This is a genomic window from Bradyrhizobium sp. cir1 (assembly GCF_014198245.1).
GTDB lineage: Bacteria > Pseudomonadota > Alphaproteobacteria > Rhizobiales > Xanthobacteraceae > Bradyrhizobium.
On record NZ_JACIHE010000017.1, the window covers coordinates 171,206 to 186,602 of the forward strand.

At 58.3% G+C, this 15,397-nt stretch carries 14 protein-coding genes; 11 read left to right on the forward strand and 3 right to left on the reverse strand.

The genetic code is table 11. The annotated features are described in order from the left end of the window. Nucleotides 1–105: 105 nt before the first annotated feature. The gene (locus GGD63_RS28615; protein ID WP_183246839.1) at nt 106–423 is read right to left on the reverse strand and encodes a Dabb family protein; all 318 of its coding nucleotides are present in this window, start codon (nt 421–423) and stop codon (nt 106–108) included. Between the two features lie 136 nt (nt 424–559). After that, the gene (locus GGD63_RS28620) at nt 560–1,195 is read right to left on the reverse strand and encodes a GntR family transcriptional regulator (RefSeq protein WP_183246840.1); all 636 of its coding nucleotides are present in this window, start codon (nt 1,193–1,195) and stop codon (nt 560–562) included. 114 nt (nt 1,196–1,309) lie between these two features. On the opposite strand from GGD63_RS28620, the gene bioB reads away from it, so the two are divergent. The 8 genes from bioB to GGD63_RS28660 all read left to right on the forward strand — a co-directional run bounded on the left by bioB (nt 1,310) and on the right by GGD63_RS28660 (nt 10,491). After that, nucleotides 1,310–2,365, forward strand: coding sequence for a biotin synthase BioB (bioB, locus tag GGD63_RS28625; RefSeq protein ID WP_246785686.1), 1,056 nt, complete (start codon nt 1,310–1,312; stop codon nt 2,363–2,365). Further along, on the forward strand, nt 2,356–2,709 hold the full coding sequence (panD, locus tag GGD63_RS28630) for an aspartate 1-decarboxylase (protein WP_183246843.1): 354 nt from the start codon (nt 2,356–2,358) through the stop codon (nt 2,707–2,709). Before bioB ends, panD begins: the two co-directional genes overlap by 10 nt. 76 nt (nt 2,710–2,785) lie before the next feature. Next, the gene (locus tag GGD63_RS28635; RefSeq protein ID WP_183246845.1) at nt 2,786–3,943 is read left to right on the forward strand and encodes an 8-amino-7-oxononanoate synthase; all 1,158 of its coding nucleotides are present in this window, start codon (nt 2,786–2,788) and stop codon (nt 3,941–3,943) included. Further along, nucleotides 3,936–4,571, forward strand: coding sequence for a dethiobiotin synthase (gene bioD / locus GGD63_RS28640; protein WP_183246847.1), 636 nt, complete (start codon nt 3,936–3,938; stop codon nt 4,569–4,571). Before GGD63_RS28635 ends, bioD begins: the two co-directional genes overlap by 8 nt. After that, a complete protein-coding gene (locus GGD63_RS28645; RefSeq protein ID WP_183246849.1) occupies nt 4,568–5,833 on the forward strand; it encodes an adenosylmethionine--8-amino-7-oxononanoate transaminase in 1,266 nt (421 codons plus the stop codon). Before bioD ends, GGD63_RS28645 begins: the two co-directional genes overlap by 4 nt. Before the next feature lie 1,276 nt (nt 5,834–7,109). Next, nucleotides 7,110–7,982 (forward strand): 3-methyl-2-oxobutanoate hydroxymethyltransferase, encoded by an 873-nt coding sequence (gene panB, locus GGD63_RS28650; protein ID WP_183246851.1) that lies wholly within the window; start codon nt 7,110–7,112, stop codon nt 7,980–7,982. 13 nt (nt 7,983–7,995) lie between these two features. Next, nucleotides 7,996–8,847, forward strand: a complete 852-nt coding sequence (panC, locus tag GGD63_RS28655; protein WP_183246853.1) for a pantoate--beta-alanine ligase — start codon at nt 7,996–7,998, stop codon at nt 8,845–8,847. Between the two features lie 1,443 nt (nt 8,848–10,290). Beyond that, nucleotides 10,291–10,491, forward strand: a complete 201-nt coding sequence (locus tag GGD63_RS28660) for a hypothetical protein (RefSeq protein WP_164939567.1) — start codon at nt 10,291–10,293, stop codon at nt 10,489–10,491. 383 nt (nt 10,492–10,874) lie between these two features. Here GGD63_RS28660 and GGD63_RS28665 read toward each other — a convergent pair whose 3' ends face one another. Then, a complete protein-coding gene (locus tag GGD63_RS28665) occupies nt 10,875–11,078 on the reverse strand; it encodes a hypothetical protein (protein WP_183246855.1) in 204 nt (67 codons plus the stop codon). Nucleotides 11,079–11,468: 390 nt separating this feature from the next. Here GGD63_RS28665 and GGD63_RS28670 point away from each other — a divergent pair, with 390 nt between their 5' ends. From GGD63_RS28670 to GGD63_RS28680, 3 genes are all read left to right on the forward strand, one after another. After that, nucleotides 11,469–11,678 (forward strand): hypothetical protein, encoded by a 210-nt coding sequence (locus GGD63_RS28670; RefSeq protein ID WP_183246857.1) that lies wholly within the window; start codon nt 11,469–11,471, stop codon nt 11,676–11,678. 810 nt (nt 11,679–12,488) lie between these two features. Further along, the gene (locus GGD63_RS28675) at nt 12,489–12,875 is read left to right on the forward strand and encodes an ectoine synthase (protein ID WP_183246858.1); all 387 of its coding nucleotides are present in this window, start codon (nt 12,489–12,491) and stop codon (nt 12,873–12,875) included. Nucleotides 12,876–13,645: 770 nt separating this feature from the next. Continuing rightward, nucleotides 13,646–15,397: AMP-binding protein (locus tag GGD63_RS28680; RefSeq protein ID WP_246785687.1), on the forward strand; the 1,752-nt coding region annotated here is incomplete at its 3' end.

Genomic DNA, 15,397 nt, shown 5'->3' on the forward strand with positions numbered 1-15,397 from the left:
TGTTGCCCGCCCGATGAGAATGCCGCTCGTCTGCGATGGCCCGAAACTTGAGGTCCATTGCCAAGTTAACCCGGCGCTGGACTTTTTGCTGCGGCAGCACCTGGATCATCCTGCCGCGGAGGCGAAAGGGGTATCTATTGATACATTGTAGTCGGCCGCGAACCGCAGCTCGCGGAGCGGTCGGACCCGTTTAATCGATTCCTGGTAGAGATCGTGCGCTTTGTACGCTGCGAGCTCCGCCTCGCTGTCGAACTCACCATAGACCACGATGTCGATATCGTTGCCGAGTAGATCGGTCTTGCGGTTGCGGGCAACCTCAAGCCGGCGCGCATGTGGTATCGTGGTGAGAAGCGCAAGACCTTCGATGATCTGGTCGATATGCGCCTCGTCCTTGGCGCTGAAGAAGACGATGTGACGAATCATGGCCGTCCGTGGAAATGTCGCTAGCGGGATGGCATAACTATCTGGGAATAGAGCCCGTTGCAATGAGGCTCGTCGCTTGCCGCATGATCGTCGCTTGCGATCGTCGGCTATCCGCAATGAAGCTTGCCAGATTTGCTCAGGACGCCGGAAGCGCAAGGCGCTCAACGGATTGAATGTGCCGCGTAAGCAGGTTACAGGCTTGATCGATGTTGCGCGTTCGCAAGGCTTGCAGAATCAGGCGGTGATCTTGATTGGAGCGCGGTCGCCAGCCCACCGACCGCGCCATCGCGAACACCACTCGAGAATTGGCAAGCTGCAGTCCATCGAGGCTCGCGAGCAGACGCGGCATTCCGCACGGCGCGACCAAGGCTTGGTGAAAGGCGCGGTTGGCTATCTCAAACTCCTCGATCGTCCTTGCATTGTCTCCTTCGATCAAGGCGAGCTCGATCCGAGCCAAATGAGCTGTTGTGAGCCTTGGCCCCGAATGGCGCAATGCCACCACTTCGAGTGCGGCGCGCATTTCGGCGATTTCCTTCACTGAACGGGTATCGAGCGGGGCAACCCGAACACCGCGGCGCGGCACAGCGACAACAAGATGTTGTGCCTGCAACTGCCGAAAGGCCTCGCGCACGGGGACGTGGCTGGAATTGAATTCTCGAGCAACGTGATCCTGACGGAGTGGCGCGCCTGGCGCTAAGGCGCCGCTGATAATGCGCTCAGCGATTGAGCCCGCGATGCGCGCCACCGTCGTAACGTTGTCAGCAGTGATCATAGATTATCTACCGTAATAACCGATGCATTTGCGAGGCAGCTCGATTAGCATCTCTTCGAGAGCAATGACCATAGATAATTCACTAGATTATCTACAATTGGGCGGGGTTGGGTTATGGATGCTGCGGCGCAAGTCCAGCGGAAGGGAGCAAGCAACGGGGCGCAGGTTCGTAACAATTGGAACGTCGAAGAGGCTAAGGCGCTCTACGACCTTCCTTTTGCCGACCTGATGCTTCAGGCGCAGCGCGCTCATCGCTGGAACTTCGATCCAAACCACGTCGAAACCGCGAGCCTGCTCAGCATCAAGACCGGCGGCTGTCCAGAAAACTGCGGCTACTGCTCGCAAAGCGCGCATTACGAGACCGGTCTGAAAGCCACCCGCCTGATGCGTTGCGCAGATGTGATTGCGACCGCGCAGCGCGCAAAGGATGCCGGCGCCACGCGCTTCTGCATGGCCGCCGCCTGGCGTACGCCAAAAGATCGCGATCTTGATTCCGTCTGCGACATGGTCAACGCGGTCAAAGGACTCGGCATGGAAACGTGCGTCACGCTCGGCATGCTGACGCCGAAGCAGGCCGCGCGCCTCGCCGAGGCCGGCCTTGACTTCTACAATCACAACGTCGACACATCGCCCGAGTTTTACAGCAAGATCATCACCACCCGCAGCCTGCAGGACCGCATCGATACGCTGGCGCATGTGCGCGATGCCGGCATCAAGATCTGCTGCGGCGGGATTATCGGCATGGGCGAGCGCGTCGAGGACCGCCTAGGTATGCTCGTGCTGCTCGCCAATCTACCCAACCATCCCGAAAGCGTGCCGATCAACCTGTGGAACAAGATCGAGGGCGTGCCGGTAGAAGACACCGCGGAGCCTCCCGATCCGATCGCGCTGGTCCGGCTGCTGGCGACCGCGCGGATCATGATGCCGAGGAGTGTGGTTCGCTTGTCCGCCGGGCGGCAATACATGACCGATGAATTGCAGGCGCTTTGCTTCTTGGCCGGCGCAAATTCAATCTTCATCGGCGACGTGCTATTGACCACCAAAAACCCGAAAGTTGATCGCGACGCGGATCTGCTGGCCCGGCTCGGCATCACGTCCGGGCTCGCCCGACGAAAGCCGTGCGCGCAATATGTTGCCCCTACATCCAGCCTAGGTGAGAAATGCAGATAACTTTGATGAAGGGCAAAATCCATCGCGCCTCAGTGACCGAAGCTGATCTGCACTATGAAGGCTCGATCTCGATAGATCGTACGCTCCTGGAGGCAGCAGGAATGGTGATCAACGAGCGCGTCGAAATCTACAATGTCGAAACAGGAATGCGCTTTGCCACCTACGTGATCGAGGCGCCGCCGAGGTCTGGCACGATAAGCCTGAACGGTGCGGCCGCTCGACTGGCTATGCCCGGAGACAAGATCATTATCGTTGCATATGCCTCATTCGACGAGGCCGAAGCAAAGATATTCAAGCCACGCATTGTGCGTGTGGACGGAGACAATCGTATCCTCGCAAGTTGAACCTAACGGGTCATCCTTCCTTCTTAAACGGCCAAACCATTTTTTCGTGATTTGATGCGATCGATGGGAGTGGTGAATGCGGTCAATCCAAACAGCTAGACTTAGTCCCTACGTCGCAGCGTTGAATGCTTTGAACGAAGATAAACGGCTGCGCTGCCTCAAGCCGCGCGTGGGGATCGATTTCGCATCCAACGACTATCTGGCGCTCGGGAGCGACCCGCGCATCAAAAAGGCGATGGTCGCCGCGCTCGAGGCGGGCACTCCGGTTGGAGCCGGCGGGTCGCGGCTTCTGCGCGGCAATTGCGAGGAGCATGAACGGCTTGAAACGGAAGCGGCTCAGTTCTTTGGCGCGGAGGCCGCGCTTTTCTTTGGAGGCGGCTACATCGCAAATTTTGCCCTCCTGACAACGCTGCCGCAGCGCGGCGATCTGCTCGTTCTCGATTCGCTCGTACACGCCAGTATTCACGAGGGGGCGCGGGCCGGCCGCGCAGAGTGTCGAATTCACGCGCACAATGATCCCCAGTCGGTCGAAGACGCAATTCGCGACTGGCGAACCAAAGGTGGAGCGGGCCGCGTCTGGATTGTGGCCGAAAGTCTCTACAGTATGGATGGCGACTTCGCTCCACTCGAAGAGCTGGTGGCAATCGCCGATCGCCAAGACGCGTTTCTGATCGTGGATGAGGCTCATGCCACAGGCGCTTACGGGCATCAGGGACGAGGGCTCACGGCCCCTTATGACAGGTGCGAAAATCTCATCGTCGTTCATACCTGCGGCAAAGCTCTCGGTGCGGCGGGTGCACTTGTTACGGCGTCCGGCATCTTGCGCGATTTCATGGTCAACCGCTGCCGTCCGTTTATTTTTGCCACCGCCCCATCACCATTGATGGCCGTTGCCGTTCGAGAGGCACTCCTCATCCTGCAGCAAGAGCCGGAGCGGCAGCGACGGCTGGCCAAACTCGTTGCGTTTGCGCATCGGCAGATCACCTCGCTCGGTTTGCGCACACCATCGACCTCTCAGATCGTGCCGTACATCGTAGGTGACAATGCTCATGCAATGCGACTTGCCTCTGCTCTGCAGGCGCGCGGCTTCGATATCCGCGGAATTCGGCCGCCAACCGTCCCTGCAGGCACCGCCCGCTTGCGAATTTCGTTGACACTCAATGTCGGGGAAGCGGACGTGCGCGCAATGCTCGATGCGCTGGTTGAGGTGACGGGGGCTCGTTTTGATGAATAAGCGGATCGTTGTGACTGGTACGGACACCGGGGTCGGCAAAACGGTATTTTCCGCAGGGCTCGCCGGCCTTCTCGGGGCGAATTACTGGAAGCCGGTCCAGGCCGGACTCGAACAAGAGACCGACTCCGAGTGCGTCCGCCGCCTCGGCGGCCTCTCGTCCGATCGTATTGTCCCCGAGCTCTATCGACTTCGGACGCCTGCGTCGCCCCATTACTCTGCGGAGATCGACGGCATTCGCGTAGATACAGAGACGCTTCGACTGCCGGACAGCGGCGAGCGGCAACTCGTGATCGAGGGCGCCGGCGGACCCATGGTGCCGCTGACAGCGCGCACTCTTTACATCGACATTTTCGAGCGCTGGCAGCTTCCCGTCGTGCTTTGCGCAAGGACGGGACTGGGCACAATCAATCACTCCCTGCTCTCCATAGAGGCTCTGCGGAAGCGTCAGATTCGAATCCTTGGAATTGCGTTCATTGGCGAAAGAAACGCCGAAACTGAAAGCGCGATTTGCGAGATCGGGAGAGTGCGTTGGTTGGGACGGCTCCCGTGGCTTGTTCCCCTCACGGACGAAACGCTGCAGGCGGCTTTCAAAGACTCCTTTGTCAGCAGTGATTTCCTGAACCTATGAAGATAGCCAAGAGGTCGCCGATCTGGCACCCGTTCACGCAGCATGCTCTACAGCGGGACATGATGAAGGTGCTGCGGGGAGAGGGGACTTATCTCTACACCGAAGATGGCCGACGCCTTATCGATGCAATCTCCTCCTGGTGGGTCGTGACCCACGGCCATTGCCATCCATGCATCGTGAAGGCGATCCGAGAACAGGCAGGCAAGCTCAACCAGGTCATCTTCGCCGGATACACTCACGACCCGGCTGAGCAAGTTGCGATGGAACTATTGAAGGTCACCTCCCCGGCGCTCGAGTATGTGTTCTTCTCCGATAGCGGGTCGACCAGCGTCGAAGTCGCGCTGAAAATGGCGCTCGGCTACTGGCACAATACCGGAAGACAGCGAACCCAAATTGTGGTGATGCAGCACTCGTACCATGGCGACACGATCGGGGCGATGTCGGTAGGTAGCCGAGGCGTCTTCAGCGCGGCCTATGGGCCGCTGATGTTCGAGGTGACCTCGATTCCGTTCCCAGCAAGAGATCGTGAGCAAATAGCGCTCGATGCGCTTGAAAACGCGTGTCGAAACGAACATCCCGCAGCCTTTATCGTGGAGCCCCTGATATTGGGCGCCGGTGGAATGCTGATGTATTCTCCCTCGGTGCTAAGAGAGATGAAGCGGATCTGCGAAGCCTTCGACGTCCTGTTCATTGCGGACGAGGTCATGACCGGCTGGGGCCGGACGGGTACCTTGTTCGCGTGTGAGCAGGCCGATGTCACGCCCGATATTGCCTGCTATTCGAAAGGCCTCACGGCTGGGGCGCTGCCGCTCGCCGTCACACTCTGTCGCGCCGATATTTTCGATGCGCATTATTCTGAAGATCGCACGCGCACGTTTTTTCATTCGAGCTCATATACGGCCAATCCACTGGCCTGTGCCGCTGCCAAGGCTAATTTGGAGCTATGGCAGGATCTGGAATATCGCCGGCGGCTAGCATCCTTAGCCAGCATGCAAGAACAGGCACTCGCGCCATTCCGCGCCGATTCACGGTTCGCAAACGTCCGACGCACAGGAACAGTCACAGCGCTTGAACTCAACACGAGCGATGCCGGCTATCTGGCGGACATCGGGCTGAAGCTTTTGGCTTTCTTCCAAGCGCGGAATCTGCTGTTGCGCCCACTCGGTAACACGATCTACGTGATGCCGCCTTACTGCGTTACGGCGGCCGACCTTGATGAAATCTATGCTGCTATCCGTGACGCTGCTGACTTGCTGATGTGAGATGCATGAGACTGTGCAATCGTCTGCAGTGACAGGATCTTGCAAGGCGAAAGTGTCCGTATTGCTGCCGTTTGATAGTGCAACGAGGATGCAGCAATCACGGCTCGCAGGCTGATCGTGCTTTAAGCACTTGCTTTATGCGCTCCCGATCCAACTGCCGCAGCAATCCTGCGGGCTAGCCAAGAAAGGCGCAGAATTTGGCCGAAATGTCGAGCGAATTGCGTTAATTGCGATTAGAGAAATCCATTATCTTGAGCAAGTTCTCGGTGAGGCATTCTGCGGAAAGTACTGCTTCGCGAGGCAGCCGGACATCAGAGTCAAGCTCTTGATGGCTGCAAGAACCAGGGAGACGGACCGCCGGGCGACCGCACCTTTGGTGCGCACGTGGTGCTGTGCTCAGAGGGCAGCGTTGCTTCCCAAGTAAATGTCTGACAGGAGGCGAGAATGCACATCCGTAATTCCCTCGACCATTCAGCCACATGCTGCGCGATATGCGGTGGAAAGTTTGGGCTGATTCGCCATTACAGCTGGCGAACGGCCCTTTGCTCCAAGAAGTGCGTCAACCGCTTCAAGGCGCGGCGGGAGGCCGATCAGAAATGGCTTCGATGGCGGCGAGCGGCTTAGGAATGGACTGAGTTGTGCCGGTACGGCCCTGGTCAATTCGAGTGGCCCTCTAGAGCGCGTGGAAATCAAGTGACAGAAACATCGGCAAAAATAATCGACTTCAGGGCCTACAGGGCCAGCAGGCTGGCTCGGTCTGAGCGCCTTCGCGACGACATCTACTCGACCGCGCCTCTCGCTGCGCTTACAGCGGCCTGTCACCTTTGGACGTTCCTGGCCTGCCATCCGTTCGCTTTGCTCGGCACGCCAGCGCCGAAGCGGGAGCCCCACGAGTATCCCTAGGGGCAGGCACGGAGGTGTGTGCCCTAAAGACGGAGTCCCGACTGCCCGCAGCTCCAGCTCGGCCCGGTCGAGCCGTCACCGTTTGGAGAGACTGCAATCAGCCCAGAAACGCGTGCAGATGGTGGCTCGTCGCGAGCGCCGCTCCTCGATCGAGTCTTTGGCCGGCATAGTCGCTCAAACTGTAGGGGAAGACGAGCCACCGGGTGGTGAAATCGCGATGAGGAAGGTCTTGTCTCATGGTTGCGCGACCATTGGACTGCTTTTGCGCAGTTCTCCAGTTCTAGAGAACTGGGATCTCCATTCTCCATGCCATTGACAGGTTTCTCCCACCTTCTCTAGGAAACGCCGACAGTGTGCGGGGAACGGATTCAATATGAGCCAGAGTTCAGAGCAGCCTCTAGAGCGTGTCACCATTCCGGCACTACAGCAGTGGAAGGATAAAGGACGGCGTGTCGTGATGACGACCGCCTACGATGCGGTCGCGGCGCGCATCGCGGATCCCATTGTCGACATCATCCTGGTCGGCGATAGCGTTGGAAACGTCTGCCTGGGATTCGACAACACGTTGCCCGTCAGCGTGGCCATGATGAATCATCACCTGGAGGCTGTTGCGCGCACGAGGCCTCATGCCCTGCTTGTGGCCGACATGCCCTTTCTGAGCTTTCATGTCGGTTCTGAGGATACGATTCGCAATGCAGGAGGTTTTCTGCAGCGCGGCGCCGATGCTGTGAAACTCGAGGGTGGTGCCAAACGCATCGAGATGGTACGCGCCTTGGTCGATTGCGAAATTCCTGTGATGGGACATCTCGGGCTGACCCCGCAGAGCGTCAACGTCATGGGTGGATTCAAGGTGCAAGGAAGGACAACGGATACCGCCTTGCGGCTGCTCGATGACGCGCACCGCCTGCAGGAAGCCGGCTGCTTCGCGCTGGTCCTGGAGGGCATTCCTGCCGAGCTCGCAGCGCGAGCAACCGAATTTCTCACGATACCCACCATCGGGATCGGAGCAGGACCCGATTGCTCGGGCCAAGTGCTCGTGTTTCATGATGTCTTGGGGCTTACCGAAGGCCATCGCCCCAAATTCGTTCGTGCCTATACAAACGGTTTCCAGCTGTTCCAGGAGGCGCTGTCGCGCTGGGCTGCCGATATCCGCAAAGGTGCATTCCCGGGCTCAGAGGAGTGCTATCGGCTTCCTGATCAGCTTCGGCATGCCATCGCCGACTGGGTGCCCTCCAATTCAACCTGAATCAAGGTAAGAAATGCAAGTAATCACGAAGGTCGCTGAGCTGCGCCGCGCCCTTGCAGATGTTCGCAATGCCGATAAGCGCATCGGATTCGTTCCGACGATGGGATACCTGCACGACGGCCACCTAGCCCTGATGTCGGCGAGCCGGGGACACTGCGACGTCACTGTCGTTAGCATCTTCGTCAACCCAACTCAGTTCGGCCCAAATGAGGATCTCAGCAGGTACCCTCGCGACTTCGCGCGGGATGAAGCGTTGTGCCGCAGTGCCGGGGTCTCCATCATCTTCGCGCCAAGTGCAGAGGAGATCTATCCGGCTCAATTTGAGAGCTTTGTCGAGCCGGGCGAACTCGCAAAACCGCTCTGCGGAGCTTTCAGGCCTGGACATTTTCGTGGTGTAGCGACTGTCGTCTGCAAGCTATTCAACATGGTGCAGCCGGACGTCGCGTACTTTGGACAGAAGGATTTTCAGCAATGCGCTGTGATACGCCGCATGACGGTTGATCTGAATCTTCCGATCGAGATTGTCACCGTGCCAACCGTGCGGGAGCCAGATGGGCTGGCAATGAGCAGTCGCAACCGTTATCTCAGCCCGGAAGAACGTGGTCGGAGCCTTGCGATCAGCCGTGGCTTGTTGGCCGCAGCGCAGGAGTTTGCCTCAGGGGAGCGCGACGCGGCAACGCTGATTGCGCTTGCAAGAAAGCATTTGGAAAGGGTCGATCGACTGCAGTACCTTGAGCTTGTCGACACGGGGACCCTAAGGATTGCCGAGAGCCCTCTGCGCTCTGCCGCGGTGCTCTGTGTCGCAGCGTACGTCGGCTCGACTCGGTTGATCGACAACGTAGTCCTGTCCTGGTCGCCATCGTAGCCAGATCCGCAAGGGATTCGCTGAGAACCAGTCGAACCGGATGGGCTGGCCCTGAAATCCTCAACATCCTGGAAGAACTCTCGAAGGTGATCCGGAACTGCCCTTTGCGTGCTGAACAACCGCCCCCCGCTAGAGCTCATGATGTCGGCTGGAGATTGGCTCTGCCGCTGACGGGGTGGAGCGAGGCGGGGCCGCTCCCACGCCGCCGAGACAGCCAAGCGCGAGTTCGCTTTCCGTTTTATGACTTCGGCGGCTCGCTCAAGCGCTCCGGGACATTCCGACCGCTTTGCGCTCTTTACGACGTAGCGCAAAACAATTTCAGAAAGTCGTACAACCAGCTGTTTGAGGCGCGCAATCTCCTGCTTGCAGCGCTCCAGCTCGTGCTGTTCGTCTGTCATCAAAGATGTTGTGCGACGATGGCTTCTGCCGAGATGATTCATGTGGCTCCCTTTCCGATTCGACAAACGCAGCACATAATCTGAACAGCCCAGTCGCTTCTCTCCCCGAACGAGGCGAGCCTCGGCGTCAGATCGGAGCGTTTCACACGCAGCCAGCGGTGCGCTGGTTGCTAGCTCCCTCCCTACAAAGGGCTTGCGCCCAGCTCACAGATGCGACGGCAGTTTCGGCGACGCCATCTCGCTCGTCGCTCATGCTCAGTTGCAGTAATGTCCCCCAACAATGTGGCCGCTGAATATGACGCCCTCCGGCTGCATGTGATTTCTCTGGGCGGAGACTGTAACAAAATGGCAATATCGATTAATGCAACGAGCCGCGCTCTCGCGCTCAAATCCTGCATTACGGCGGCGCCCCGATGAATTTTCACGCGACGTTCGCGTCCGTGCTGGGTCCTTCAGCTAACCAAGCCTATATGTCCAAAACGCAAGTCGCTATCTAGATCATCCGCGTGCAAGCGGGTCTTGCCAAAGGAGGTTCGCTCAAAATCGTGTGCTGCCAATACGCGCGATTATGGATTAATAACCACACGTCCATGACCATGAAATTACTTCACGATCGTGCAGACGACCTCGGTAAGCCGCATAAAGCCGAAGTTCCCTCAGAGCGGCCAGGGGCGAGTCAAGGGGGCACTGAGCGCGGGCACCGGTGGCCCGATTTCGTCGCCAGACAAGACGCACCTATCGGCTCCAAACCCGAGCGCGCCGGACTGACTGGGCGGAAGCGGCAGGCCAATGCACGGACGGTTCTAGTTCGTTGCCGAGCCTCATCAGGTTCAATTTAAGCCGAGACGGCCGACGAGAAAACAAAAGTAGGCCGATCAAGCGAGCTGGCGCAATGGATCAGCGGTCGCAGAGGTGCTGGACATTGCACCGCGCTGGAAATCGGCTGACCCGCACTCGCGGAGAGGCTCGTACGATCTGATGCACTTGCGTTGCGGTCCAGCAAATTGCCCATTATCTTCCTCGATGGTATGAGGGAGCTCTCCCAATGCTGGACGGTGCCACGACTGCGCTTCTGCGCACGATCCTGGATGAGGTTTGCGAGAGCGTCTCACCGTATGACGCCGGCGTCCGCGCCTACGTTGCCTCCAAAATTCTGGAGGCCGCCACCAGAGGTGAGACGCGCCCCGATCTGCTTAAACAGATCGGTCAGGAAGCTCTTTCCAGAGCACCAACGATGTGGCGATAGATCTAGGACATAGTTTGTCATTGAGGTGAATCTCCAGGTCACAGTGCTGAAGATCCTGGCGCCTGCGGCTGAGCGTTCCGGCAGCTCGCAGAGGTGTATCGTGGTCGCAAATCGATGGCGGCCTAACGTCATCCAAGACGCGGCGTTATCCGATGTGAATCGGCTGGCGCGTTGCTCGCTGCGAGCCCGATCGTTGAAATGTAAAAGAAGGGACTTGAGCTGACAGCGGGTGCTTTGTCGCGGCAGGTGTCCGACACAAGCACCCTTGCGCGCCACGATACCGGTGAGGCATCCGCTAATAACCTTCGTCCGGAAACGAGGGCGAACTCAATGTACGGCGCCGGAAGGCCGTCAACTCACGCGAGCCGGTACGCCGTTGCTGTTTACTCCTGGGCGAGCGCCGCAAGTGCCATTTCGATCACTGTGATGTCTTGCCTGACCTGAGCAATCGCTGGCTTCGGATCAACTCCAGTAACGCAGTTCAACTGCTGCAGTAGCTCCCGCCGATGCGCCAGAAGGTTCTCCAGCGCGCTGCGGTCTTTTAGTTTCACATAGCCGTCGACAATCAATCCAATCGAAAGAGACATCGAAACTCTCAAACAAAGCTGTTCTCAACGAAGATGCGTATAGCACATCGGCAAACGATGTTCAGCTCGTCGGGCGAGAATACTGTCGGGTGAGCTAGCGACAAGCGGCCCGCGCGGGGGGTAGCCGACTATTCCTTGCGCCTTACAAGCGCCCAGCTCGGTATGAGCGACTAGCCGAGCAGAAAGACGGCGTATGGCGTGCCAAAAACGCTCCAGATCGTCGCGATGAAAATGCTAGGCTAGGCGAACGAATGATATCACGGACTGCCATGGTCCTTATCCGCCTGCCGAACGGCTTCCGAGTTGCGATGACAGGCCGCGCGTTGATCGGCGACATGCTCGCCCGAATATCTCTTCGTAGAGATTGCGACGACCTCAGGAGCGTCCAGGATGCTCGATGAATATCTGGCCCGCATTCGTGCTCGCCGCAACAACATCCACCGCTATCGTCGCCTGCTGAAGTCGAACCTGTCGGATGTCGACCGTCAGTTCATTGAAAGACGCCTCACCGAAGAGCAGACCGCGCTCTTGTCTCTTTCGGCCGAGACCTTCCCGCTCGCGTTTAGCCTTCCGAAGGGGGCGGACATGTCGGCAAGCTAGGCTCGGAGCCGCGAGCGACGCGCGCATTCGGGACCACGCGATTTCTCGCCGACGGCGTCATCATGAGCTCGCGACCCGGCAAATAGTCGATGATGTCCGCCCGCTGTTGGCCTAGCCCGAGGACCTGATCTGCTGACCTGCACGTGAGTTCATTCGGGTCGGGTATTAGGAGCTTAATCTGTATCGGCATTTGCCTATAGCGGATCAGAAAGCCGCACTGGTCGACCGGTTCTCGCTCGCGGACCTGTTTGTATTCGGCCATATCTCGGCAGTTTGTTAGATTAGCTACACGCCCAGCCAAATCGTTCTCACTCGCTAGCCAGCTGAGATCGCCACAACTTCATCCTTCATCGGTCTGCGACCACGGCATGAGATTTGCTCTACTAGCTGAGACGCTACGGAACCGTGTTCGCGGCGAGAGGCACAGCAAGGAAGGAAACGACTTGCCAAATCTGCGACTGGAGAGAGTTTATGGCGCCGGCAATATCTCCAGCAGCATTCTGGGGAATATAAAGGTGAGCGGCGGCGCCACGCGAAAGGTAGAACATCAAGTTTGTAAGCGCCGATCGGGCTCGCCTGCGAAATACCCTCGCGCCGATATTTTCACTAGTCGCCGTCGGGCAAATGGCAGGCCTTTTGCGTGTAGCCGATCCCGTAGAGCTACTGCACAGGTTCTCCGCGGCCGACGGTCGGTTGTTTCGACGCAGACCGCAGTCGGCCGCGCGACAGGGAAGTCGCAGTTACCTGGCAGAACAAAGGCCTCCAGCTTTTGGATCAATCACTTCAACCTGCACCGGGCGATCGAAGACTATGATTGTGCGTAGCCTGCACGACGTCGAAGCAACCGATCACTTCGTCGATTGGGGCAATGGTACTAGCCACCGCCTTCTGACGGATAAGGACGGCATGGGTTTTAGCATCTGCCACACCGTCGTGCGCGCTAACACCGTTTCTCTTCTACAATACCGGAATCATCTCGAGGCCTGCTACTGCATCGGCGGAGAGGGCGAGGTCGAGGACATGGACGGCAATGTCTTTCCCATTCGCAAGGGTGACATGTATGTGCTTGACAAGCATGACAAGCATTTCCTGCGAGGGGGACGAAACAACGACATGATCCTCGTTAGCATCTTCAACCCGCCCCTCGCCGGAACCGAGCGCCACAAGCTCGACGACCCGGCAGGATCCACATATTGAGAGATGCGAAGAAACGCCAATCCAACATGACTGCCGCTAATTGCGAGAAACATTTACTCGAGCGATCCAGCACTGCCTCGTATCGCACGCTCGGACTTAGAAAAAGTGTTTGTGCAGGTTTTACTAAGGCGCACGCGATGCGCTTCGGCTGAGCTGACAAATTACTTTGGTATTCCAGGTCCCTTTTTCCTTGTCCGGAAGACCGCGCGGGCGAAGGCTTGTGCCGATTGATAGCGCGCTCAGTTGTACGATGTCTGGCGACGCTGTTGGATAGCTGACATAGCACCGCTGTGGCTATCGCATTGATTGCACCCGATTTCACCTTTGGCACGATAAATGCGTAATCCTCTAAAGAGTGCCATAGAGGAGCAGTCGGTCGATGCGAACGCTTACCAGAACTCTGACGCGGTCGAGTGGCAGCTGCGATACCGCCCGCATCATATTTGGTGATGCGGAAGGTTGGCAGGAAAATTGAGTGATCTGCTTCGGCGGGTCTCGCCACATCAATGCAGACCAGCCTAAGCCCCAAAATAGATTCGAACGTGTGAGCGATTTGCGTGAATCAAGGAAGTCGCCTTCCGAACTTGAGCGATGAACAGGTGCACAGCATATCTGCCGCACATGAACTCCTTGCGCGAGGGGAGGAGTTTTGGCGACGGCGGCTCGAGCAGTTTAGAAGATTGCATCCTCCTTTCGTGTCATCGTCCGTGGCTGCGGCGCCTTCTCGATGGCAGTCGAGTTCGTGGTTTAGCCCAAGCGCTCTGGCTAAATTGTCCCCACAAGATCGGTCGGAATATCTGGTAACGGCTTGGCTGATCTATCTCGCTCGGATGACGGGGGAAGCCGAATTTCAACTGGGATGGAAACCTGCATGGGATGGATTGCAAGCTGGCTGTAAACTCGTCGAGGCGTTAATCGCCTCCGTCGTGCCGATGGATGTTTGCATTGAGCTTGCTCTCGATTTTGAAGAAGTGCGCAAAATCGTAGCGGCCGAAGTCGCGCAGCTGAGGACGCACGCTAGCTATACTCGGGATCTTATCGCGCGCTGCCCGACATTGCGAGGAGTGGAGGCACTACGGGCACGCCAGCCTTGGCCGATCGGCATTGCAATCACGAAAGAGAGCTGTTCCGGCGCCGACGATCTGTCGACGAGCCACAAGGCTGGCCAAGCCTTATGCGGCGATTTGCTGACCTTTGAGGTTCGCGCTCTGGATGGGAGCTTCCGCTGGCATTTTGATGCCGCTCGATTAGCGCCCGAGCAGATCGACCGCATGACGCAGCATTTGCAAGCTTTGTTACGCGGCGTGATGGACGATGCGGGGCAGCCTGTCGGCCGAATCGGCATTCTGCCGACTGACGAGCGCGCGTATCTACTGGAGGAGTTGAATCGGACGGCGGCGCCTTGTTCGTATGAGCGATGTATCCATGAGCTGTTCGAGGCGCAAGTGCAAAAGGCCCCGGAAGCGGTGGCGGTGGTCCATGAGAAGGAGAGACTGAGCTATGGCGAACTCAATGCGCGGGCCAACCGGCTGGCGCATCATCTGATCGAGCTTGGGGTCAAGCCGGACCCGCCGGTGGCGATCTGCCTGGAACGCAGCCTTGCGATGGTGGTTGGTGTCTTGGCGATCATGAAGGCTGGCGGCGCCTATCTGCCGCTAGATCCGGCTTATCCGTCAGCGCGACTGCGGCAGATCGTCGACGACGCAAAACCGAAACTGCTGCTTTGTGATGTCGCCGGTCGAACCGCATTGGGCGCCGAAGCCGTGGCCGATGTGACGGTGGTCGATCTGGAGACGGCGATCCCGCCTTGGGCCGAGCGTCCGGCTTCGAACCCGGACCCGGGCACGCTTGGCCTCACCTCGCGCTATCTTGCCTATGTTATCTATACCTCCGGCTCAACCGGAATCCCCAAGGGCGTTGAAATGTCCCATGGCGCGCTTGTGAATTCGCTTGCGGGGATTAGCACGTCAAAACTGCGCACACTTCAATTCGCGACCCTGAACTTCGATGTGTCCTGCCAGGAATTGTTCATCTGTTGGAAGGACGGCGGAGCGCTTGTGCTCGTGCGGGAAGAGACCCGGAGGCGATTCTCCGACCTATTGGAATTTGTAGAGCGGGAGGCGATCGAGCGGCTGTTCCTCCCGTTCGTGGCATTGAATCATTTTGTGGAAGTCTGGAGCACGCAGCGCGTGCAGCTGCCCTCTTTAAGAGAGCTTTATACAGCCGGCGAGAGATTGCAGGCAACTCCACTGCTTAGGGCGTTCTTCGAAGCACACCCGAACGCGAGATTGATCAATCAATATGGGTCCACGGAAATCAGCGTCATTTCTGAGCACCACCTTGCAGCCGATCCGTCATGTTGGCCCCAGATGCCTCACGTCGGGCGTCCAATCGCCAACACGCGGGTATACCTGCTGGATGGCCATGGCGCGCCCGTGCCGTTCGGCGCGGTGGGCGAGCTTTACATTGGCGGGGCGGGGGTGGCACGGGGCTACATGAACCGCCCTGAACTGACAGCCGAG